This window comes from Terracoccus sp. 273MFTsu3.1 (assembly GCF_000383675.1).
Taxonomy (GTDB): Bacteria; Actinomycetota; Actinomycetes; order Actinomycetales; family Dermatophilaceae; genus Terrabacter.
Genome location: NZ_KB911822.1, coordinates 86219 through 106984, shown reverse-complemented (window position 1 = coordinate 106984; position 20766 = coordinate 86219). Strand labels below are relative to the sequence as shown.

The 20766-nt window shown below is 72.9% G+C and carries 18 protein-coding genes; 9 read left to right on the top strand and 9 right to left on the bottom strand.

Going from position 1 to position 20766, the window contains the following annotated elements:
• The first annotated feature begins 95 nt into the window (after positions 1 to 95).
• Both H283_RS0110755 and H283_RS0110750 read left to right on the top strand, forming a co-directional pair.
• Entirely contained in the window at positions 96 to 5633 is a 5538-nt protein-coding gene (locus H283_RS0110755; RefSeq protein ID WP_020143527.1) for a carboxyl transferase domain-containing protein, read from the top strand.
• 50 nt (positions 5634 to 5683) lie between these two features.
• A complete protein-coding gene (locus tag H283_RS0110750; RefSeq protein WP_020143526.1) occupies positions 5684 to 6211 on the top strand; it encodes a hypothetical protein in 528 nt (175 codons plus the stop codon).
• A 4-nt stretch (positions 6212 to 6215) separates the two neighbouring features.
• Here H283_RS0110750 and H283_RS24755 read toward each other — a convergent pair whose 3' ends face one another.
• From H283_RS24755 to H283_RS0110735, 3 genes are read right to left on the bottom strand one after another with little or no spacing between them, the layout of a single operon-like run.
• Entirely contained in the window at positions 6216 to 6548 is a 333-nt protein-coding gene (locus H283_RS24755; protein WP_020143525.1) for a DUF6510 family protein, read from the bottom strand.
• Between the two features lie 13 nt (positions 6549 to 6561).
• Entirely contained in the window at positions 6562 to 7275 is a 714-nt protein-coding gene (locus tag H283_RS0110740; RefSeq protein ID WP_020143524.1) for a ferredoxin reductase, read from the bottom strand.
• Positions 7276 to 7286: 11 nt separating this feature from the next.
• Entirely contained in the window at positions 7287 to 7886 is a 600-nt protein-coding gene (locus tag H283_RS0110735) for a sulfite oxidase-like oxidoreductase (RefSeq protein WP_020143523.1), read from the bottom strand.
• Between the two features lie 106 nt (positions 7887 to 7992).
• Between H283_RS0110735 and H283_RS24750 the strand changes: the two genes are divergently transcribed.
• Positions 7993 to 8805, top strand: a complete 813-nt coding sequence (locus H283_RS24750) for an enoyl-CoA hydratase/isomerase family protein (RefSeq protein WP_020143522.1) — start codon at positions 7993 to 7995, stop codon at positions 8803 to 8805.
• Positions 8802 to 10352 carry a fatty acyl-CoA synthetase gene (locus H283_RS0110725; RefSeq protein ID WP_020143521.1) on the top strand — a complete coding sequence of 517 codons (1551 nt, stop codon included), beginning with the start codon at positions 8802 to 8804 and terminating at the stop codon, positions 10350 to 10352. The genes H283_RS24750 and H283_RS0110725 overlap by 4 nt, the downstream gene beginning before the upstream one ends.
• Positions 10353 to 10367: 15 nt before the next feature.
• On the opposite strand, the gene H283_RS0110720 is transcribed toward H283_RS0110725, so the two are convergent.
• The 4 genes from H283_RS0110720 to H283_RS0110705 all read right to left on the bottom strand — a co-directional run bounded on the left by H283_RS0110720 (position 10368) and on the right by H283_RS0110705 (position 15477).
• Complete coding sequence (locus H283_RS0110720) at positions 10368 to 11372, bottom strand: YdcF family protein (protein ID WP_020143520.1); 1005 nt, start codon at positions 11370 to 11372, stop codon at positions 10368 to 10370.
• Between the two features lie 66 nt (positions 11373 to 11438).
• The gene (locus H283_RS24745) at positions 11439 to 13445 is read right to left on the bottom strand and encodes an acyltransferase family protein (RefSeq protein WP_081633839.1); all 2007 of its coding nucleotides are present in this window, start codon (positions 13443 to 13445) and stop codon (positions 11439 to 11441) included.
• Between the two features lie 330 nt (positions 13446 to 13775).
• Positions 13776 to 14528 (bottom strand): HNH endonuclease family protein, encoded by a 753-nt coding sequence (locus H283_RS0110710; RefSeq protein ID WP_081633838.1) that lies wholly within the window; start codon positions 14526 to 14528, stop codon positions 13776 to 13778.
• Between the two features lie 76 nt (positions 14529 to 14604).
• On the bottom strand, positions 14605 to 15477 hold the full coding sequence (locus tag H283_RS0110705; RefSeq protein WP_020143517.1) for a class I SAM-dependent methyltransferase: 873 nt from the start codon (positions 15475 to 15477) through the stop codon (positions 14605 to 14607).
• A 48-nt stretch (positions 15478 to 15525) separates the two neighbouring features.
• Here H283_RS0110705 and H283_RS28130 point away from each other — a divergent pair, with 48 nt between their 5' ends.
• Positions 15526 to 16110, top strand: a complete 585-nt coding sequence (locus H283_RS28130; RefSeq protein WP_028785500.1) for a helix-turn-helix domain-containing protein — start codon at positions 15526 to 15528, stop codon at positions 16108 to 16110.
• 12 nt (positions 16111 to 16122) lie between these two features.
• On the opposite strand, the gene H283_RS0110695 is transcribed toward H283_RS28130, so the two are convergent.
• Together H283_RS0110695 and pdxY are read right to left on the bottom strand one after the other, a co-directional pair.
• Positions 16123 to 17391 (bottom strand): ATP-binding protein, encoded by a 1269-nt coding sequence (locus H283_RS0110695; protein ID WP_020143515.1) that lies wholly within the window; start codon positions 17389 to 17391, stop codon positions 16123 to 16125.
• A 233-nt stretch (positions 17392 to 17624) separates the two neighbouring features.
• Positions 17625 to 18473 carry a pyridoxal kinase PdxY gene (pdxY, locus tag H283_RS0110690; protein WP_028785499.1) on the bottom strand — a complete coding sequence of 283 codons (849 nt, stop codon included), beginning with the start codon at positions 18471 to 18473 and terminating at the stop codon, positions 17625 to 17627.
• Positions 18474 to 18527: 54 nt separating this feature from the next.
• On the opposite strand from pdxY, the gene H283_RS0110685 reads away from it, so the two are divergent.
• The 4 genes from H283_RS0110685 (at position 18528) to H283_RS26620 (ending at position 20762) form a co-directional block, all read left to right on the top strand.
• A complete protein-coding gene (locus H283_RS0110685) occupies positions 18528 to 18884 on the top strand; it encodes a GntR family transcriptional regulator (RefSeq protein ID WP_028785498.1) in 357 nt (118 codons plus the stop codon).
• The gene (locus H283_RS26625) at positions 18881 to 19840 is read left to right on the top strand and encodes a DUF1648 domain-containing protein (RefSeq protein WP_020143512.1); all 960 of its coding nucleotides are present in this window, start codon (positions 18881 to 18883) and stop codon (positions 19838 to 19840) included. Before H283_RS0110685 ends, H283_RS26625 begins: the two co-directional genes overlap by 4 nt.
• 17 nt (positions 19841 to 19857) lie before the next feature.
• Positions 19858 to 20187: a rhodanese-like domain-containing protein gene (locus tag H283_RS0110675; RefSeq protein ID WP_020143511.1), complete on the top strand. Its 330-nt coding sequence runs from the start codon at positions 19858 to 19860 to the stop codon at positions 20185 to 20187.
• A gap of 110 nt (positions 20188 to 20297) precedes the next feature.
• Positions 20298 to 20762: a CD225/dispanin family protein gene (locus H283_RS26620; protein ID WP_020143510.1), complete on the top strand. Its 465-nt coding sequence runs from the start codon at positions 20298 to 20300 to the stop codon at positions 20760 to 20762.
• Positions 20763 to 20766 lie beyond the last annotated feature (4 nt).

Sequence of the window (20766 nt, the reverse complement as noted above, 5' to 3'; positions counted from 1 at the left end):
TCCACGGGTGAACGGCTGGCCTGTCTACTCGCCGGTCACCGGGGTGGCGTGGAAGGCTGCAGGGTGCGACACCACCCCCGTCTGAAGGAGCACCGATGATCTCGCGCATCGCCATCGTGAACCGCGGCGAGGCCGCCATGCGGCTCATCCACGCGGTGCGGGACCTCAACGCCGCTGCCGGTCGCGACGGCCACCGCATCGAGACGATCGCGCTGCACACCGAGGGTGAGCGGCGGGCCATGTTCGTGCGCGAGAGCGACCACGCCTACGACCTCGGGCCGGCCTCGGCGCGGCCCTACCTCGACCACGCCGTCCTCGAGCGCGCCCTGCGCGAGACGAAGGCCGACGCGGCCTGGGTCGGCTGGGGCTTCGTCGCCGAGGACCCCGCCTTCGCCGAGCTGTGCGGGCGCATCGGCGTCACCTTCATCGGCCCGAGCCCCGATGCCATGCGCAAGCTCGGCGACAAGATCGGCAGCAAGCTCATCGCCGAGGAGGTGGGCGTCCCCGTCGCCCCGTGGAGCCGGGGCGGCGTCGACACCCTCGAGGACGCGAAGGCAGCGGCCGCGCGCATCGGCTATCCGCTCATGCTCAAGGCGACCGCCGGCGGTGGCGGCCGCGGCATCCGCCGCGTCGACTCGGACGCCGACCTCACCGACGCCTACGAGCGCACCCGCGACGAGGCGCAGCGCGCGTTCGGCTCGGGTGTCGTCTTCCTCGAGAAGCTCGTGACCGGCGCCCGCCACATCGAGGTGCAGGTCATCGCCGACGGCCAGGGCAGCGCGTGGGCCGTGGGCGTGCGCGACTGCTCGGTTCAGCGCCGCAACCAGAAGGTCATCGAGGAGTCCGCCTCTCCCGTCCTGCGCCCCGAGCAGGAGGACGAGGTCCGCGCGAGCGCCGAACGGCTCGCCATCGCCGTCGGCTACGCCGGCGCCGGGACCGTCGAGTTCCTCTACCACCCGGGCGAGCGGTTCTTCGCCTTCCTCGAGGTCAACACCCGCCTCCAGGTCGAGCACCCCATCACCGAGGTCGTCACCGACACCGACCTCGTCAAGCTCCAGATCCACGTCGCGAACGGCGGGCGACTCGACGACCTCCCCGGCGGTCGGCCCACCCAGCGGGGCCATGCCGTCGAGGCCCGCCTCAACGCCGAGGACCCCGACCGCGACTTCGCCCCGTCACCCGGCCGCATCAGCCTGCTGAACTTCCCCGCCGGTCCCGGCATCCGCGTGGACACCGGGGTGGGAGAAGGCGACTCGATCCCAGCCGACTTCGACTCGATGATCGCCAAGATCATCGCCCACGGCCGCGACCGCGACGAGGCCCTCGCCCGCCTGCGCCGTGCGATGGCCGAGACCACCGTCGTCATCGACGGCGGCTCGACGAACAAGAGCTTCATCCTCGACCTGCTCGAGCAGCCCGAGATCATCGACGGCTCGGCCGACACCGGCTGGATCGACCGGGTCCGCGCCGAGGGTCGCCTCGTCTCGCACCGCCACTCCGGCGTCGCGCTCGTCGCCGCCGGCATCGAGGCCTACGAGGACGCCGAGGCCATCGAGCGGGCCCGCCTGCTCGAGTCGGCCCGCGGCGGACGCCCGCAGGTGCAGCACACGGTCGGCCGCGCCATCGACCTCAAGCTCCGCGGCACGGCATACAAGGTCATGGTGCTGCGCACCGCGTCGCACCGCTACCGCGTCTCCATCACCAACGGCGGCGACGAGCACGTCGTCGACGCGACGCTCGACCGCATCGACGAGTATGCCGGCCGCATCGTCGTCGAGGGTCGCGCGCACCGCCTCGTCACCGCCACCCACGGCCCCGTCCACCTCGTCGAGGTCGACGGCGTGACCCACCGCGTGTCGCGCGACGAGGGCGGCGTCGTGCGCTCGCCCGCGCCCGCGCTCGTCGTCGCGACCCCCGCGGCCGTGGGCGACGAGGTCGCGGCCGGCGCCCCGGTGCTCGTCCTCGAGTCGATGAAGATGGAGACGGTCCTCCCGGCTCCCTTCGCCGCCCGGGTGCGCGAGCTGCTCGTCTCCGTCGGCAGCCAGGTCGAGACCGGCGCACCGCTCGTCCGGCTCGAGCCCACCGGCGACGAGGCCGAGGTCGCCGAGGCCGCGGCCACCGAGACCGTCGACCTCGACCTGCCCGACTCGAACGCCGGGCAGGCGAGCGTGCGCGAGCGCGTCGACCGCGGCATCGAGGACCTCTCCGCCAGCGTGCTCGGCTTCGACGGCGACCCGAGCGGCGACCGGAGGGTGCTCACCGGCTACCTCTCGGCGCGCGACGAGCTCGCCGCGGAGGGCACGATCCCGCTCGCCGAGGAGATCGCGGTCCTCGACCTGCTCACCGACTTCGCCGAGCTGAGCCGCAACCGCCCGGCCGCCGAGGAGCGCCACACCGAGCTGCTCGTCCACAGCCCGCGCGAGCACTTCCACTCCTACCTCCAGAGCCTCGACGTCGACCGGGCCGGCCTCTCGGCCGACTTCCGCGACAAGCTCGCCCGCGTCCTGCGCCACTACGGCGTCACCGACTTCGAGCGCACCCCCGACCTGGAGGAGGCGGTCTTCCGCATCTTCCTCGCGCAGCAGCGATCTGCCCCCGAGGTGCAGCTCGCGACGTCGATCCTCCAGCGGTGGCTGGCCGAGCCGATCCCGGCACCGCCCCTCGACGCAGCGGCCCGTGACGCCCTCGACCGGCTCGTCGTGGCGACCCAGCTGCGCTTCCCCGTCATCGGCGACCTCGCCCGCAGCGTCCGCTTCCGCTGGTTCGACCAGCCGCTCGTCGACGAGGAGCGCCAGAGCGTCCTCTCCGGGGTCCGCGACAAGCTGGCGGCGCTCGCGGCCCAGCCAGACGCGCCGGACCACACGGCACGCATCGACGAGCTCGCCGCGATCCCCGAGCAGATCGTCCGGTTCCTCACGGAGCGTCTCCACGAGGAGGCGCCGGAGCGGCTGCCCGAGCACGAGCCGATGCTCGAGGTGCTCATCAAGCGGCACTACCGCGAGCACGAGCTGCACGGCCTGCGCACCTTCTCCGAGGGTGACCGGCCCTTCGCCGTCGCCGACTACACGCTCGACGGTCGTCCGACGCACCTGACGTCGACGATCGGTGGGGTCGACGAGCTCGTGCCGGGCAGCCTGCTCGACGCGGCCGTCTCCAACGACGTGTGGTCGCGCGCCACAGGCCTCCAGTCGGTCGTCGACCTCTACCTGCGCTGGCCGCAGGAGCCCGAGTCGCCCGACGCCGCGAGCGAGCAGCTCGCCGCGCTGATCCAGCAGCTGCCCTTCGCCCAGGACGTACGCCGGGTCGCCGTCGCCGTGAGCGCCGGCCAGGGGCGTCCCGTCGGCTACTTCACCTTCCGCCCCGTCGACGGCACGCTCGCCGAGGACCGCCTCGTCCGCGGCGTCCACCCGATGGTCGGGCGCCGCCTCAACCTGTGGCGTCTCACGTCCTTCGACGTGACGCGGCTCGAGGCACCCGAGGACGTCCTGCTCTACGAGTGCGTCGCCAAGGACAACCCCGACGACCACCGCCTCGTCGCCCTCGCGCAGGTGCGTCAGATCGTCGTCGTGCGGGACGAGTCCGGTCAGGTGACCGGCCTGCCGCACGTCGAGCGGGCCATTGCCAACTGCCTCGAGGCCATCCGTCGGGTCCGGGCGAGCCGCGGCACCAAGGGCTCCCGGCTCGACATGAACCACGTGTGGGTCCAGATCTGGCCGACCATCGAGGCCGACCTCGGCCAGCTGACGGCCCTCCAGAGCAAGATCGCCCCGGTCACCGCCGGCGCCGGCATCGAGGAGGTCCTCGTACAGGCGCAGGTCGCCGGGGCACCCGGCGAGGCGCCGGCCCCGATCGCAGGCCGCTTCTTCTACCAGCCCGGCTCGGGCGTCACCGGCTCGCTCGGCGCCCCGCCCACCGAGCCGCTCAAGCCGCTCGACGACTACGCCTCCAAGGTCGTCCGGGCCCGACGCCGTGGTCTCGTCTACCCCTACGAGCTCCAGTCGATGATCGCAGGCGACGGCGGCACCGTCGTCGAGCACGACCTCGACGACTCGGGCGCGCTCGTGCCCGTCGACCGTCCGCAGGGCCTCAACAAGGCCGGCATCATCGTCGCCGTCGTCAGCTCGCCGACGGTCCGCCACCCCGAGGGCGTGACCCGCGTCGTCCTCTCGGGCGACCCGCTCCGGTCGCTCGGCTCCGTGGCCGAGGCCGAGTGCGCCCGGGTCATCGCGGCCCTCGACCTCGCCGAGCGGATGCAGGTGCCGCTCGAGTGGTACTCCCTCTCCGCCGGTGCCCGCATCTCGATGGACTCCGGCACCGAGAACATGGACTGGGTCGCCCGTGCCCTCAAGCGGATCATCGAGTTCACCCAGGCAGGCGGCGAGATCAACATCGTCGTCGCCGGCATCAACGTCGGCGCCCAGCCCTACTGGAACGCCGAGGCGACGATGCTCATGCACACCAAGGGCATCCTCGTCATGACGCCCGACAGCGCCATGGTCCTCACCGGCAAGCAGTCGCTCGACTTCTCGGGAGGCGTCTCGGCCGAGGACAACTTCGGCATCGGCGGCTACGACCGCGTCATGGGCCCGAACGGCCAGGCGCAGTACTGGGCCAAGGACCTCGCCGGCGCCCGAGCCATCCTCATGGCGCACTACGAGCACGCCTACGTCAGCCCGGGGGAGTCCGGTCCGCGCCGCGTGACGACGAGCGACCCGTCGCACCGTGACGTGACGCTCTACCCGCACGAGCTGGCCGACTCCGGCTTCAAGACGGTCGGGGACATCTTCAGCTCGCTCACCAACCCGGACCGCAAGAAGCCGTTCGACATCCGCACCCTCATGCGGGCCGTCAGCGACCAGGACCACGAGCCGCTCGAGCGCTGGGCCGGGATGGCCGACGCCGAGACCGCGGTCGTGCAGGACGCCCACCTCGGTGGCATCCCCGTGTGCCTCATCGGCATCGAGTCCAAGTCGGTGCCGCGCCGCGGCTTCCCGCCCACCGACGGCCCGGACACGTACACGGCCGGCACGCTCTTCCCGCGGTCGAGCAAGAAGGTGGCGCGCGCCATCAACGCGGCGAGCGGCAACCGCCCCGTCGTCGTCCTGGCGAACCTGTCGGGCTTCGACGGCTCACCCGAGTCGATGCGCAGCCTCCAGCTCGAGTACGGCGCCGAGATCGGACGGGCCATCGTCAACTTCGACGGCCCGATCGTCTTCACCGTCGTCTCCCGCTACCACGGCGGCGCGTTCGTCGTCTTCTCCAAGACGCTCAACCCGCGCATGACGGTGCTCGCGATCGAGGGGTCGTTCGCGTCGGTGCTCGGCGGGGCGCCGGCCGCGGCCGTCGTCTTCTCGCGCGACGTCGACGCCCGCACGGCGTCCGACCCGCGCGTCACCGAGCTCGAGGGCCAGCTCGCGTCGGCCACCGGCGTCGAGCGGGCGCGGCTGGCCACCGAGCTCGCCGAGCTGCGCAGCTCGGTCCGCGCCGAGAAGCTCGGCCAGGTCGCGTCGGAGTTCGATGCGGTCCACAGCATCCACCGCGCCGTCTCGGTCGGCTCGGTCGACGCCGTCATCGACGCCCACGACATGCGTCCGCGCATCATCGCCGCCATCGAGGCAGGCCTGAACGGCTGACGACGGTGGGCGCGGAGTCCCGCGCCCACCACCGACACACAGGGGAGAGCATGAGCAGCAGCACGCAGGAGTTCGTCGACCGTGCCCGCGCCGCCGCGGAGGGCACGCCGTATGCCGTCGCGGAACGCCCGTACGGTTTCGACCTGACCATCGACCTCGCCGACGCCCGGTGGCTGACCATCACCCGGGCGCACGGGCTCAAGCGCGTCTTCACCCACGAGGTCCACCTGAGGGACGACGGCCGCTACGGCATCACCGACGTCGACAACACCGTCAGCTACAGCGGCGGGACCGCGTCGCTCTCGGCCCAGAGGTCGTTCAAGCGTGGCCGGGTGATGAGCTACTCGCGGCGCGTCGAGTTCGGCGTCGATGCCCGGACGGGTCGGGTCGGCAAGGTCGTCGACTACTCGTTCCGGGCCGGCGAGGGCCGGGAGCTCGTGCGCCGGGTCGCGAAGGAGCTGGGTTGGACCGAGAGGATGAACGGCGAGCAGCTCGGCGCGCTGTGGTTCGCCGGCATCGTCGTCGTGGTCATGGTGGTCGCGTTCGGGGCGGTCGGCATCCACGCTCTCCTCACCTGACGCGTCAGGCGGGCGGTACCACAGGCGGATTCACGGCCGGAGCCGCAGCCGGAGCCGGCGCGGGGACGCGGAGCGAGGTGACGCCGCCGAGGTCGAGCCACACCGCGTCGGGAGTGCGGACGACCCGGACCAGCACGTCGTCGCAGCCCGGGCAGCGACCGACGAGGCCGGGGTCGGGCCCGTAGACGCGCAGCGTCGCGACCTCCGCGTCCGCGCCACAGCCACGGCACCGGACGACGGCCACGGTGACGTCGAGCGCGAAGAGCTCCGAGAGCGGGCCGGCCATGAGGTTGCCGTCGTACGCAGCCGCAGGCCCCCGGCCAGAGGGGATCGTCATGAGAGGTCCTCCTTCACGGGCCGCTCGGCCCGAATCGCTCTGTCCGGATGCGGTCGGCCGCGTGGCCGAGCGCGACGAGCAGGTCGGCAGCGCCTTCGACGAAACCCGTCGGCCCGCACACGTAGCACGTGGGTGCGTCCTCCCCCGTCCAGCCGGGAGCGACGAGATCCGACTCGCGCAGCCGGCCGACCGGGCGCTCGTCGCCGTCGGGGGCCCGGCGCGTGTGGACGAGCCGGATCTCGAGGCCGGCCGTGGCGGCGAGCGCCGCGAGCTCGTCGCGGTAGATGACGTCGTCGGGTCCGCGGACCGAGTAGACGAGACGGAAGGGCGGTGCGCCGGGGTGCCGGGCCCGCAGCATCGCCATGAGCGGGACGACGCCGGACCCACCGGCGACGAGCAGCACTGGCCCGGGCTGCCCCGTGCGCCAGACGAACCAGCCACCGACGGGCCCGCGCAGACGCACGGCGTCACCGACCGCGAGACCGTCGGCGAGGAAGGTCGAGACCTCGCCGTCCGGGACGCGTTGGACGGTCAGCTCGACCCGGTCGCCGCGCTCGGGCGCCGAGACGGAGTAGCTCCGGGTCGCGGTGTAGCCGTCGGGCGCGGTGAGCCGCACGTCGACGTGCTGACCCGGCAGGTGACCGGGCCACCCGTCGACGTCGAGGACGAGCGTCACGGCGCTGTCGGTCTCGGGACGTCGCTCGACGAGCGTGGCCTCCCGCCACACGCGCCGGGCGCTCAGTCCCCCTGGTACCGCTGCTCGCGCCATGGGTCGCCGTAGTCGTGGTAGCCGAGCTGTTCCCAGAAGCCGGGCGAGTCCTCGAGCATCAGCTCGATGCCGCGCACCCACTTGGCCGACTTCCAGAAGTAGAGGTGCGGCACGAGCAGCCTTGCGGGGCCGCCGTGCTCGGGTCGGAGGTCGTCACCCTCGTAGCCGTAGGCGACCCAGGCCTGTCCGTCGAGGAGGTCCTCGAGCGGCAGGTTCGTCGTGTAGCCGCCGTAGCTGTGCACCATCGCGAAGTCGGCGGCCGTCTCGACGTCGGCGAGGAGGGTGTCGAGGGAGACCCCGCGCCACTCGGTGTCGAGCTTGGACCAGCTCGTGACGCAGTGGATGTCGACGGTCACCGTCTCGGCGGGGAGAGCCATGAGCTCGACCCACGACCACGTGTGGCGGGTGCCGTCCTCGGTCGCGACCCACAGCTCCCACTGGTCGTGGTCGACGTTGGAGGTGGGGCCCGCCGACAGCACCGGGAAGTCACCGGTGAGGTACTGGCCCGGGGGCAGCCGGTCGTCACGGCCGCGGGGCCGACCCTGGAATCCTCGTGTCACGAAGTCCATGCCCAGTCACTGTACGGCCCCGCCGACCGCACCGGACGGCATACGCGTGCGGTCGTTTCGGGCGCTGCCCCTCCCCACGGCGGCTCCGGCGGGGCAGGATGAGGCCGTGACGACGACGGTGCCGATGCTGTCGGTGTCGGACGGCGTGGCCACGATCCGGCTCGCGCGACCCGACGCCGGCAACGCCGTGGACCTGCCGACCGCCATCGCGCTGCGCGACGCGGTCCGGGCGGTCGGCGCGCTCGAGCAGGTGCGCGTCGTCGTCCTCAGGGCCGACGGCCGGCTCTTCTGCGCCGGCGGCGACGTCCGGGCCATGGCCGCGGCACTCGAGCGTCGGGCCTTCGTCGCCGACCTGGCGGGCGTGCTGCACGAGACGCTCACGGCCCTGCGCGCGCTGCCCGTCCCCGTCGTCGCGGTGATCCAGGGCGCCGCCGCCGGAGCCGGTGTCGGCCTCGTGCTCGCATCGGACATCGTGCTCGCGGCCGACCACGCGACGTTCGTCGCGGCCTACCCCAGCGTCGGACTGTCGCCCGACTGCGGCGTCAGCGCCCTGCTGCCCGGCGCGGTCGGCGCTCGCCGGGCCGCCCTCTTCCTGCTGACCGGCACCCCCGTCGACGCGGCGACCGCGCTCGACTGGGGTCTCGTCACGGAGGTCTGCCCCGCCCCGGACCTCGACGCGCGGGCGGGCGAGGTCGTCGCCGCCATCGCCGCCCTGCCGCGCGAGGCCGTTGGCGAGGCGGCCCGCCTGCTGCGTCTCGCGGGTGAGCGCCCGTATGCCGTCCAGCTCGCCGACGAGGCCGCGACCATCGCGCGACTAGCCGGGGGCGCCGAGGCGGGCACCCTCCTCGAGTCCTTCGCCGCCCCGACCCACCGAACCCCTCGACCCGACGACCGCCCGAGCCCCGGAGACACCCCATGAGCGCCAGCACCGCGCAGATCACCTCGAGCACCGTCGACGACATCGTCCGCCGCAGCGCCGCGCGCCATCCCGACCGGGTCGCCCTCGTCTTCGACGACCGCACCTGGACGTATGCCGCCCTCGACGACGCCGTGTCCCGTGCGGCTGCGCACCTGCTCGGTCTCGGGCTCACCGGCGGCGACCGCGTCGCGACGGTCGGGGTCAACTCCGACGCCTACCTGCTCGCCTACCTCGGCTGTGCCCGCGCGGGCCTCGTCCACGTCCCCGTCAACTACGCCCTCACCGGCCCGGAGCTGACCTACCTGCTGCGCGACTCGGGCGCCCGGGTGGCGCTCGTCGACGTGGCGCTTCGGGACGGCGTCGAGGCCGTCCGCGCCGACACCGACCTCGAGCAGGTGCTGCTGCTCCACGGCGGGGACGACGCCGTGCTGGCGAGGTGGAGCGACGGCGACGTGCCCGCGCTCGACGTCGAGACGCGCGACACCGACCTCGTCCAGCTGCTCTACACCTCGGGCACGACGTCCCAGCCCAAGGGCGCGATGATGACGCACCGGGCCCTCGTCCACGAGTACGTCTCCTGCATCGTCGGCCTCGACCTGCGCGAGGACGACGCCCCGCTGCACTCGATGCCGCTCTACCACTCGGCCCAGATGCACGTCTTCCTCCTGCCCTACCTCGCGGTCGGCGCGACGAACCACCTGCTGACCCGGCCGGACGTCGCGGCGATCCTCGAGCGCGTCGCCGCGCACCGCATCGGCTCGCTCTTCCTCGCGCCCACCGTGTGGGTGCCGCTCTCGAACCACCCGGCGCTCGACACCGCCGACCTCAGCTCGCTGCGCAAGGCGTACTACGGCGCGTCGATCATGCCGGTCCCGGTGCGCGACCGGCTCCAGCAGCGCCTACCCGGGCTCGGCTTCTGGAACTGCTTCGGGCAGTCCGAGATCGGCCCGCTCGCCACGGTGCTGCGTCCCGAGGAGCACGCCGAGCGACCCGAGGCGTGCGGCCGCACCGTGCTCTTCGTCGAGGCGCGCGTCGTCGACCCCGAGGGCACCGACGTCCCCGCCGGAGAGTCGGGTGAGCTGCTCTACCGGTCGCCGCAGCTGTGCACCGGCTACTGGAACAAGCAGGACGCGACGGCCGAGGCCTTCCGTGACGGGTGGTTCCACTCCGGCGACCTCGTCACCCGCGACGACGCCGGCTACCTCACCGTGGTCGACCGCATCAAGGACGTCATCAACACCGGCGGCGTCATGGTCGCCTCCCGCGAGGTCGAGGACGTGCTCTACACCCACCCCGCCGTCGCCGAGGTCGCCGTCATCGCGACGCCGCACGAGCGCTGGGTCGAGGCCGTCACCGCCGTCGTCGTCCTGCGCGAGGGGCAGACGGTGACCGAGACCGAGCTCGTCGACCATGCCCGCGCCAGCCTCGCGCCCTTCAAGCTGCCCAAGGCGATCCACTTCGTCGACGAGCTGCCTCGCAACCAGAGCGGCAAGCTGCTCAAGCGGGTGCTCCGCGACGACCTGGCTCAGGGGTCAGCCACGTCCTGACCGCGCGGGGCGCCCTCAGGCGGGCAGGACGGCATACGCGAGCCACGCCGTCCACGCCGCCCACACGCCCAGCCCCACGAGGTTGGTGCGCGGGTGGAGCGTCAGCGCTGCCAGGAACTCACGCACGAAGGCGCTCGGCACGAAGTACCACGCCGTCGGGCCGCCGGTGACGTCGGCGTCGATGCCGAGGCGCCGGGCCAGCAGGGCCGCGCGGCCGACGTGGTAGTTGCTCGTCACGACGCGCAGGGGCCCGGCGTCGCCGATCCCACGCGAGCGCAGGATCTCGCGTGAGAGGAGCAGGTTCTCCTCGGTCGTCGTCGCGCGGTCCTCCGTCGCGACCGACGCCTGGGGTATGCCGTGGGCCATGAGGTACGCGGTCATGGCCACCCCCTCGGACATCGGCTCGTCGTCGCCCTGGCCGCCGCTCGGCACGAGGAGGCACTCGTGGCCGCGGTCGCGCTCGGCGCGCCACGCCTCGGCGGCTGCGTCGAGTCGGTGGGCGAGCAGCTGCGGCACCGTGCCGCCCACGAGTCCCGAGCCGAGGACGACGACGGCCGCCGGCTCGACGCGCGCAGGGTGACGCCGGTAGGTCAGGCAGTAGAGCGCGAAGCTGCCGAAGGCGAGCGCCGGGTAGCCGGGCAGGAGCAGGACGACGATCCCGAGGACCTCCGGCCCCGTCGGTACGGCGGCGATCGCGCCGGAGGTGCCGGAGCCTGCCACGCCGATCCCGACGGCCGTCGCCGTCAGGATCGCGAGGCCGAGGAGCAGGGCGAGGACGTTGGTCAGACCCCGGCCCTCGGGGCGCAGCAGGCGCAGGCCGTTGCCGACGAAGAGGAGTCCGAGCACGACCGAGAGGACCCGTGGGAGCACGAGCACGTCCACCCCGACCGCCGACAGCGCGGCCCACAGCGCACCGAGGACCAGGACCCCGATCCGCCATCGGCGCGGGTCGTTCCGCGCGAGGTGGACCGCGACGGCGAGGAGCGCCACGACGAGAAGGAGGTCGACGGCCGCGCGCATGCGACGAGCATGCCCTCCCGGGGGCCTCGTCGCGAAACCGGCTGGTGGCCGGGGCGTCCGGGCCGGTCAGTCGCCCGACCGCACGTGACAGCCGGGGGCCGGCGCGCCCGTGGCCGGGAAGGCCCGGCCCAGCGCGTCGGCGATGCGCTTGCCGCGCTCGGCGTAGCCCTTCGTCGTGAAGTGGATGCCGTCGTCGACGAACCACGAGCGCTTCACCTCGGCGCGCCAGTCGTAGACGCGCATCGTGGGGTAGCGGCTGCACGCGTCGAGCAGCGCCGCGTTCCACTTCTCCATCTCGCGGTCGGCGTACGGCCCCGAGGTGTCGGTGGTGCGCACCGTCAGCCACAGCACCGGGTGGTTGCCGATCGGCCGCATCAGCAGGTCGATCCGGTCCGCGAGCGGCACGACACCCCCGACGTACTGGTTCGCGACCTCGTTGGTGCCCATCGCGAGGACCCAGCACCCGGCATACCCGTGCGCGGTCCTCGACGTCACGGCGCTCTCGGCGTTCGGCTGGCCCCGGAACGTCTCGACGATCGAGCGCGCGCCGAGGATGTCCGGCACGAAGCTCGTGACCCCGACGCGGGCGTACTGGGCGGGCAGGCGCGTGGCGGCACGCGGTTGGTATGCCGGGTCGACGAGACCGACGGACGTCGAGTCCCCGACGTGGACGAGTGACGTGCACGACGTGCGCGGCAGAGCTTGCGAGGGCGTTGCGGTCGGGGACGTCGCTGAGGTCGGGGACGTCAGCGACGTCGGTGACGCCGCGGGTGGGGACGTCGAGGTCGCGGCGGTCGTCGGTGGCAGGGGCGGAGCGCCCGGGTCGAGAGCGCGGTCGTCCGCCCGTCCCCCGCCGACGAGCGCGGCCGCGCTGAGCGCGGTGACGGAGACCAGCGCCAGCGCGATCGTGCCGGCGGCGACGACCGGCATCGACGGCACGGCGCGCGGCAGGTCGCCGGGCCGCGGCCGTCGCGGGCGGAGGGCGCGCCGGAAGCCGTGCCGGCGGATCGGGTCCTCGACGAGGTTCCACGACAGCGTCGCCAGCAGCAGCGTCAGCCCGAGCTGGAGCGCGCCCCGGAGCCCGTGATGCCCCCGCAGCATCTCCGGCCCTGTCAGGGCGACGACGGGCAGGTGCCAGAGGTAGATGCCGTACGACCGCTCGCCGACCCAGCGCAGGGGCCGGATCCCGAGCAGGCGGCCGAGTCGTGACCGCGGGTGCGACACGACCGCGACGAGTCCGGCCGTGGCCACGGACAGCAGGAGCAGTCCGCCGCGGTAGAGCGAGAGCGAGTACTCGTCCGTCAGCGTCATGAGGACGAGGACGACGACGAGGCAGCCGAGACCGACGCCGTCGAGCACCAGACGGTCCTTGCGGTCGGCCACCGGTGGCACTGAGCCGCGACGCCAGACGAGGGCCACGGCGGCGCCGACGAGAAGCCCTCCGGCCCTGGCGTCCGTGCCCTCGTAGGCCCGCGTGTTGTCGAAGCCCGGCACGGCGAGGAGCCAGAGGAGCACGAACGACGCGAGGGCGAGCACGGTCGTCAGAGTCGCGACGCCACGCAGCCGACCCCGCACCACGACGAGGAGGCAGAGCAGGAGCACGGGCCACACGACGTAGAACTGCTCCTCGACGGCCAGGGACCAGAGGTGGTCGAAGGGCCCGGGCCCGCTGAACCGCTGGAAGTAGGACTCGCCGTCCGAGATCGTCTTCCAGTTGCTCACGTAGAGCAGGGCGGCCACGGACTCGGCCAGGCGCTCGCCCGCGGTGTCGGGGTGCGTGACGACGGAGACGAACGACACGACGACGAGCAGCACGACGACGGCCGGGAGCAGCCGACGGGCGCGGTGCACGTAGAAGCGACCCAGCCCGACCGTCCGGGTGCGTTCCCAGCCGGAGACGAGGACACCGGTGATGAGGAAGCCGCTGAGCGTGAAGAAGACACCGACCCCGAGCAGCCCTCCGCCGAGGGCCGGCACCCCGAGGTGGTAGCCGACGACAGCCGCCACCGCGAGGGCACGAACTCCGTCGAGCCCCGGCACGTAGGCGGTCGGGCGTTCTGTCGGTCTGGGCATCGGGTCCGCCAGCGGTCGCCGGGATGCCGAGGACCCCGGATGCCAGCAGGCTAGGGCGCACCCCGTCACAGGTGGGCGACGTGCTGCCGGAAGGCGATTCGGGCGATTCCCGGAGAACGGGTCATCGATGTCGTGACGCCCACAAGAGCGGCGAAAGACGCATTTCCGGTCGAATCGAGGGATTCGTCGATCTCTTCGCCCCCGTCCGGCAGCCTGCTCCCGTAGCGTGTCCTACTGGAAGGGCCGGGATTGACTGCCACTCCACCCCTCCCTCACGGCTTGGCAGTCAGGTGGGGTCCGGCCCTTCCACCTCCCCGGCGACAGACGGAGTCAGCGCGCTCGCGCGCACCCGCCGAGGACCCGAGCGATCTGCCCCTTCTCCGCCGCGGTGACCCACAGGCGGTAGCGCGACTTCACGGCAACCTGACGCGCGACGTAGGCGCAGCGGTAGGCCTTGTTCGGAGGCAGCCACGACGCGGCGTCCGCGTCACGCTTGGCGCTGTTGGTCGGGCCGTCGACGGCGAGCAGGTTGAGCGGGTCGTTCGCGAGGGTCCTGCGCTCGGTCGGGGTCAGCTGCTGCGCGCCGGTGACCCAGGCGTCGCCGAGGGCGACGACGTGGTCGATCTGCACCTTCGACGACGTGGCGCGTCCTCGGACGAATCCGATGCTGTGCCCAGTGTAGGGATCCGCGAGCGTGCCTGAGACGACGACACATCCGTGCGTGCCGGCCTTCAACCGTTCGGCGACGAGGTCGCGGCGCAGCACGTCGTTGCGGGTGTCGCAGCCGTTGTGACCGAGGCTCACGTCGACGTCGTCGCTCCACGCGGGGCCGAAGGCGTCCCGGTCGTAGCCGGTCCTGGGAGCCCGGCCCTTGACCGGGAGACCGTCGAGCGTCGTGAGCGCCGCGCGCGCCTCGGCGGGTGTCAGGGTCGGGACGGAGGACGGCCCGGTGCTCGACGCGGCTCCGCCTGCTGCAGTGCCGGGCACAACCCGGGTCGGGGCGTGCGGGACGCCGGCGCCGGGCGACGGCAGTGGGAGCCCGCACCCTGCGAGCGCCACGCCCGCCGCGACGACAACGGTCATCAGGCGAGTCAACGAGCGAGCGGGCACGGTCGGCAACCATGCCACACAATGGAATTCGGACCGGCCCGGCTCGCCGTCAGCGGCGCGCGATCGTCACCGTGCGGACGCCGTGCAGGTGCAGGTCGGTGCGGTGGAGCAGTGCGTGCGGCCCGTCGTCGTCGAGCAGGTCCTCGAGGATGCGCAGGTCCTCGGCCTCGAGCCGGTCGGTGAGCCCGTGCGCGAGCCTGTCGAACCAGGTCCTGGCGTAGCGGCCGGCCAACGGGTGGTCCGGCGAGGGCAGGTCGATGTCGATCTCGTGCTCGGCGACGACGGTCCAGCCCGCCTCGCCGAGCAGCTGGGCCCACGAGGCGCCCAGGTGCGGCAGCTCCTCGCCGTGCGCCGCGCTCAGCACTGCGAGCGCGCGGGACTCGAAGCCGGGCGTGCCGGTGCCGAGGTCGTCGGGCAGGAAGCGCATCGGCTCGTCGAACTCGGCCACGGCGACGAGGCCCCCCTCGCGCGTCATCCGACGGAGGTCGCCGAGCGACCGCACCGGGTCGTCGAGGTGGTGCAGCGCCATCGAGGCCCACGTGAGGTCGACCGGTGCGAGGTCCGGCCAGCCGGCGTCGAGGTCGTGCTCTACCGTGCGGACGCGGTCGTCGACTCCCGCGACCCGCGCCTTGGCGTCGACGCGAGCGAGCGACGGGGCGGAGATGTCGACGGCATAGACCTCGGCCTCGGGGAGCCGACGCGCCAAGCCGAGCGACCCGGTGCCGGTACCGGCGCCGAGGTCGACGACCCGCACCGGCGCGACGGACGGCGCCGACGCGACGGCGGCCGCCACGCGGTCGAGCGCGGTGTCCCAGTAGTCCCGGAGCACCTCGCCGTCGAGGTCGAGCAGGTCGGCGCCCCCGGCCTCGGAGTCGGCGTCGTCGTGGGCGTGGTGGGCGTCCCCGTGGTGTCCGTGTGTCATGCCTGCCACGGTAGGACGCCCTTGCGCACACGGCATACGATCTTGCTGATGACGCAAGAACTCGATCTCGATGCCGTGATCCGCGCCCGCATCCGCGGCCTCCGCCTCGCCCGGGGGTGGTCCCTCGACGCGCTCGCCGGCCGGTGCGGGTTCAGCCCGTCGACTCTGAGCCGGATCGAGACCGGCCACCGCCGGATCGCCATCGACCAGCTGGGTCCGATCGCCCGCGCGCTCGGCACGAGCATCGACGAGCTCGTCGACCTGGCGAGCGACGACGACGTCGTCATCCACCCGCGCCGCGACACGGCCCACGGGCGCACGACGTGGCTGCTCACGAGGGAGGACGAGCCCCATGGTCTCGTCGTGGCGAAGATGCGCATCACGGCCACCCGGCACGAGGGCCGGCTCGGCGTGCACCCCGGTCACGAGTGGTTCACCGTGCTGTCGGGGACGGCCCGGCTGCACCTCGGCGAGCGCGTCGTGGTCGTCGAGGAGGGGCAGTCGGCGCAGTTCTCGACGATGGTCCCGCACGCCGTCACGGCGGACGACGAGCCGGTCGAGGTCATCCTCGTGCTCGACCGCGACGGACGACGCGCGCACCTCGAGGTCGCGGCCGGCGACGCGCCCGACTGACGCTCCCGGCGCTCAGGACTGGGTGCGCAGGTAGCGGCCGAAGTGGGGCACCGTGAAGGCGATGAGTCCGCGCTCGCCGGAGTAGATGAGGCCCTTCTTGATGAGGGCGTCGCGCGCGGGTGAGAGCGACTGTGGCTTGCGTCCCAGCACCTCCGCCACGGCGGACGTCGGCACGGCCTCGCGCTCGCTCACCCCGTCGCGGACGTATGCCGTCTCGTCGGAGGGCGCTCCTGCACTCCCCTCCGCGGATCCCTCCCCTGCAGGCGGGTTGACGAGGGCCGCGTCGGCCATCGCCCGGAGGTACTCGCGCTCGGCCGGCGTCGCACGCTCGAAGCGGGAGCCGAAGAAGCCGACCGCGAGCTCGGACTCGGCCTCGGGCACCGCGACCCTGATGTCCTGGGCGGTGACGGGTGAGGAGGGCGCGACGTCCCACACGACCTTGCCGTAGGCCTGGATGAAGTACGGGTAGCCGGCCGTCACGGCATACATCTCGTCGAGCGCCTCGGGCGTGAACTCACAGCCCTCCTCGGTCGCCGGCCCCACGAGGGCCCGGTCGGCGGAGTCGCGGGGCAGCCGGTCGATGCGCGAGTAGCGGAAGAGCCTCTCCGAGTAGGACTTCGAGGCGGACAGCACCGCGGGCAGGTGGGGCAGGCCGGCACCGACGACGATGACGGGCAGACCCGACTGCGAGATCTCGTGGCACGCCGCGCAGAGCGCCGAGACGTCGTCGGGGTCGAGGTCCTGCATCTCGTCGATGAAGAAGGCGACGCCCTTGCCGACGTCGGCGGCGAGGCCACCGATGTCGGTGAAGAGCTCGACGAGGTCGATCTCGATGTCGCCCGAGTCGGCGCGGCCGGTGACGGCCGGGACGTCGATGCCCGGCTGCCACCGGTCGCGCAGCTTCGCCCCCGTCGGGGCGTCGCGCAGGGCGAAGGCCTTGATGGTGCCGAGCACGTGGTCGACGTCGTCGCCACGCGGGTGACCGAGCTCGCGCACGGCCTGGTGCGCGGCCGCGGCGAGCGGTCGACGCAGCCGCTGGTCGGGGCGGGCCTCGAACTTGCCCGTGCCCCAGTCGGCTCGCACGGCCGAGCTGCGGAGGGCGTTGAGCAGGACGGTCTTGCCGACACCGCGCAGCCCGGTGAGGACGATCGAGCGCTCGGAGCGTCCGCGGGCGACGCGCTCGAGCACGACGTCGAAGGTGCGCAGCTGCTCGTCACGGCCGGCGAGCTCGGGCGGGCGCTGGCCCGCGCCCGGGGCGTACGGGTTCGTGATCGGGTCCACGATCGGAGGCTATACGCATCTCTACCGAAAACCTGAGACATCACGATCGACCCTCATCGGCGCGTCGTCCGACCGCCGGGACGGAGCGCGAGACCACACCGACTCCATGGAATCCGAAGTCATTTGATTCGGATTCCACTGAATTCAGACATGAAAAAGCGCCGTTCCGCACGGTCAGGGGTGGTCATGCGGAACGGCGCGTTGCGACTATAACGCGGTCTGGGGCGAAACGGTCAACTGATCGAAGAGATTTCAAAAACTTCGTCGGGGTGCGCGATCGCGTCCTGCTCGGCGACGAGGAGCATCTCGTCCGAGCCGCTCGCGTGGGTGCGCTCCAGCACGGCGTACATCGTCGCCGCGGTGCGGCGCAGGGCCACGTCGGGGCCGTCCGTCAGGTAGTGCGCGAGGAAGACCGCAGCGGTCACGTCACCACCACCACGCACCGTCATCGGCAGCATCGGGGTCGTCACGACCCAGGCGTCGTCGGCGGTGACGCACACCATCTCGATCGAGCCCTCGGGGGTGTCGGACGTCAGCGCGCTCGTCACGAGGACGGCGGTCGGCCCCTGCGCGACGAGCTCGCGCGCCGCGGCGACGAGGTCGGACTGCGTCGACACCGGCCGACCGACGAGGAACTCGAGCTCGAACTGGTTGGGCGTGACGATGTCGGCCTTCGGCACGACGTGGTCGCGCATGTACTCGGGGATGCCCTCGCGCACGAAGAAGCCCCGGCCGACGTCGCCCATGACGGGGTCGCAGCAGTAGACGGCGGCAGGGTTGGCCGCCTTGACCCGGGCGACGGCGTCGAGGACGACCTCGCCGACCGCTTCGGCGCCCTGGTAGCCGGAGAGCACCGCGTCGATGGTCGGGAAGGCGCCCCGCTCCTCGACGCCGTCGATGACGGCCGCGACGTCGGCCGGCGCGATGAGCGGGCCTCGCGTCGAGCCGTAGCCGGTGTGGTTGGAGAAGGTGACCGTGAGCACGGGATAGACCTCGTGCCCGAGCCGCTGGAGCGGGAAGACCGCGGCCGAGTTGCCGGCGTGACCGTAGGCGACGTGGGACTGGATCGACAGGATCTGCACGGCCTCCACCCTAGCCGCTTGCCTTCACTGCATATTTATAGTCATACTAGAACTATGTTGTGGCAGGTGGACCCCACGTCGAGCACGGCGTTGCACGTGCAGGTGGCGGCCTGCGTCCGACGCGAGATGGCGTCCGGACGACTCGCGAAGGGCGACCGCCTGCCCTCGGCCCGGGAGGTCGCCGGGGTCCTCGACGTCAACCTCCACACGGTGCTCCGCGCCTACCAGTCCCTCCGGGACGAGGGCCTCATCGACCTGCGCCGCGGCCGCGGGGCCGTCGTCAGCACGTCCGACCCCGGAGGTGATGCGCGGCTGCGCACCCTCGTCGCCGAGCTCGTCGCCGAGGCCCGCCTCGTCGGCGCCACCCCGGCCGACCTCACCCGACTCATCGAGAGCGAGTTCCAGCGATGACCACCGACCGCCGGCCCACCCACGCCCTCGTCGCGAGCGCCGTGCTGGCTCCGCTCGTGGCCGCGGTCGGCACCGGGCTCGCGTATGCCGTCCGCGACCTCGTGCCGGACCCCGTGGCCGTCCACTGGGGCCTGCACGGCGAGCCGGACCGCTGGCAGCCCTTCGGGGCGGCCGTCGTCACCGCGGCCGTCATCACGACCGTGATGCCGCTCGCCCTCGTCGGACTGGCCACGGTCATGCACCGCTCCGCCCGGGGTCCGCTCGCCGCCGTCGCCGGTGGCGCCGCCGTGTTCCTCGGCGGCGTGCTCTTCGGTGGCCTCGTCGCGCAGCGACCAGGGCAGGTCCCGCAGGCGTTCCCGCCCCAGTGGGCCGTCCCCACGCTCGTGCTGACCGCCCTCGTCGCCGTGGGGCTCTGGCGCTGGGGACGCCCGACACCGCCCGAGCTCACCGGCGCCCGTCAGCCCCTGCCCGATGAAGCGCCTCGGCTCGATGTCACGCCGACGACCCGTCTCGCGTGGACGGGGCGGGCGAGCCTGCGCGTGGGCCCGACGGTGGCGCTCGCCGTCGTCGTCGCGCTGCCCCTCGTCTGGGTGGCGCTCGCCGGGCTGGCCTGGGTGTGGCTGCTCGCCCTCGCCCTCGGGGCGCTGCTGGCCCTCACCCTCTCCGCCCGCGTCACCGTCGACGCGGCCGGCCTCCGGGTCTCGAGCGCGGGGCTCTCGTGGTCCCGCGTCCCCCTCGAGCGGGTGGCGTCGGCCGGGACGACGACCGTCTCGCCGTTGCGCGAGTTCGGCGGCTGGGGCTGGCGCATCGGCGTCGACGGCCGTCGCGGCTACGTCACCCGCGCCGGCGAGGCCCTCGTCGTGCACCGCATCGGCGAGCCCGACGTCGTCGTCACGGTCGACGACGCCGACGAGGCCGCCGCCGTGCTCAACACCCTTGCGGCCCGCGTGGGATGACGAGGTCCCGTGTCAGGATGGACGGCATGAGCATCCCCACGACGACCGTGTCCGAGCTGCCCGACGACGCCGTCCTCGTCGACGTCCGCGAGGCCGACGAGTGGGCTGCGGGCCACGCTCCCAACGCCATCCACATCCCCCTCGGCGAGCTGCCCTCACGCATCGACGAGCTGCCCGACACCGATGCCACCGTCGCGGTCGTGTGCCGGATGGGCGGCCGCTCGGCGCGTGCGGTCCAGTGGCTCGTGCACCAGGGCTACGACGTCGCCAACGTCGAGGGCGGGATGCTCGAGTGGGAGCGGGCCGGCAAGCAGCTCAGCGCGGACGGCGACCCCACCATCATCTGACTCGGGGCGATTCGTCCGGTTCGCGCCCGCCCGCGTCCGGTCCATGGAACGCTGTCGCTCCTGACGGGTCTCACCAGTGACCGACCCGCCGAGCCAGGAGCACCCGGACCATGGACGACCGTCGACCCGATCCCACGCAGGACACCTGGTCGCAGTGGCTGCCCGACCTCGAGTCGCCGGACGCCACCACCTCGGCGCCGCCGAGCGCGCCGATGACGCCGCCGCCCGTCCCGCTGCCACCGCCCGCAGGCCGGGTCGACCCGCTGCCGTATGCCACCACCCCCATCGCCGAGTGGGTGGGCCCCCGCAGCGGTCAGGCGCCTCCACCGCCCACCCGGCTCGGCTGGGCGATCCTGTGCACGATCTTCTGCTTCACGCCCTTCGGGATCGTCGCGATCATCAAGTCCACCCAGGTGAACCCGAAGTGGGCCATCGGCGACTGGGAGGGGGCACGGGCCGCCTCACGCTCGGTCAAGACGTGGTGCCTGGCCGCCGCCGCGGCCTGGCCGGGATCCTTCATGCTCTTCAGCTGCCTGGGCATCGCGAACGGCGGCCACGTCTCGATCCATCTCTGACCGG

Coding starts and splice junctions, on each gene's coding strand:
- H283_RS0110755 (WP_020143527.1), top strand. CDS start 96: ATGATCTCGCGCATCGCCATCGTGAACCGCGGCGAGGCCGCCATGCGG.
- H283_RS0110750 (WP_020143526.1), top strand. CDS start 5,684: ATGAGCAGCAGCACGCAGGAGTTCGTCGACCGTGCCCGCGCCGCCGCG.
- H283_RS24755 (WP_020143525.1), bottom strand. CDS start 6,548: ATGACGATCCCCTCTGGCCGGGGGCCTGCGGCTGCGTACGACGGCAAC.
- H283_RS0110735 (WP_020143523.1), bottom strand. CDS start 7,886: ATGGACTTCGTGACACGAGGATTCCAGGGTCGGCCCCGCGGCCGTGAC.
- H283_RS0110725 (WP_020143521.1), top strand. CDS start 8,802: ATGAGCGCCAGCACCGCGCAGATCACCTCGAGCACCGTCGACGACATC.
- H283_RS0110720 (WP_020143520.1), bottom strand. CDS start 11,372: ATGCGCGCGGCCGTCGACCTCCTTCTCGTCGTGGCGCTCCTCGCCGTC.
- H283_RS24745 (WP_081633839.1), bottom strand. CDS start 13,445: ATGCCCAGACCGACAGAACGCCCGACCGCCTACGTGCCGGGGCTCGAC.
- H283_RS0110710 (WP_081633838.1), bottom strand. CDS start 14,528: ATGACCGTTGTCGTCGCGGCGGGCGTGGCGCTCGCAGGGTGCGGGCTC.
- H283_RS0110705 (WP_020143517.1), bottom strand. CDS start 15,477: ATGACACACGGACACCACGGGGACGCCCACCACGCCCACGACGACGCC.
- H283_RS28130 (WP_028785500.1), top strand. CDS start 15,526: ATGACGCAAGAACTCGATCTCGATGCCGTGATCCGCGCCCGCATCCGC.
- H283_RS0110685 (WP_028785498.1), top strand. CDS start 18,528: ATGTTGTGGCAGGTGGACCCCACGTCGAGCACGGCGTTGCACGTGCAG.
- H283_RS26625 (WP_020143512.1), top strand. CDS start 18,881: ATGACCACCGACCGCCGGCCCACCCACGCCCTCGTCGCGAGCGCCGTG.
- H283_RS0110675 (WP_020143511.1), top strand. CDS start 19,858: ATGGACGGCATGAGCATCCCCACGACGACCGTGTCCGAGCTGCCCGAC.
- H283_RS26620 (WP_020143510.1), top strand. CDS start 20,298: ATGGACGACCGTCGACCCGATCCCACGCAGGACACCTGGTCGCAGTGG.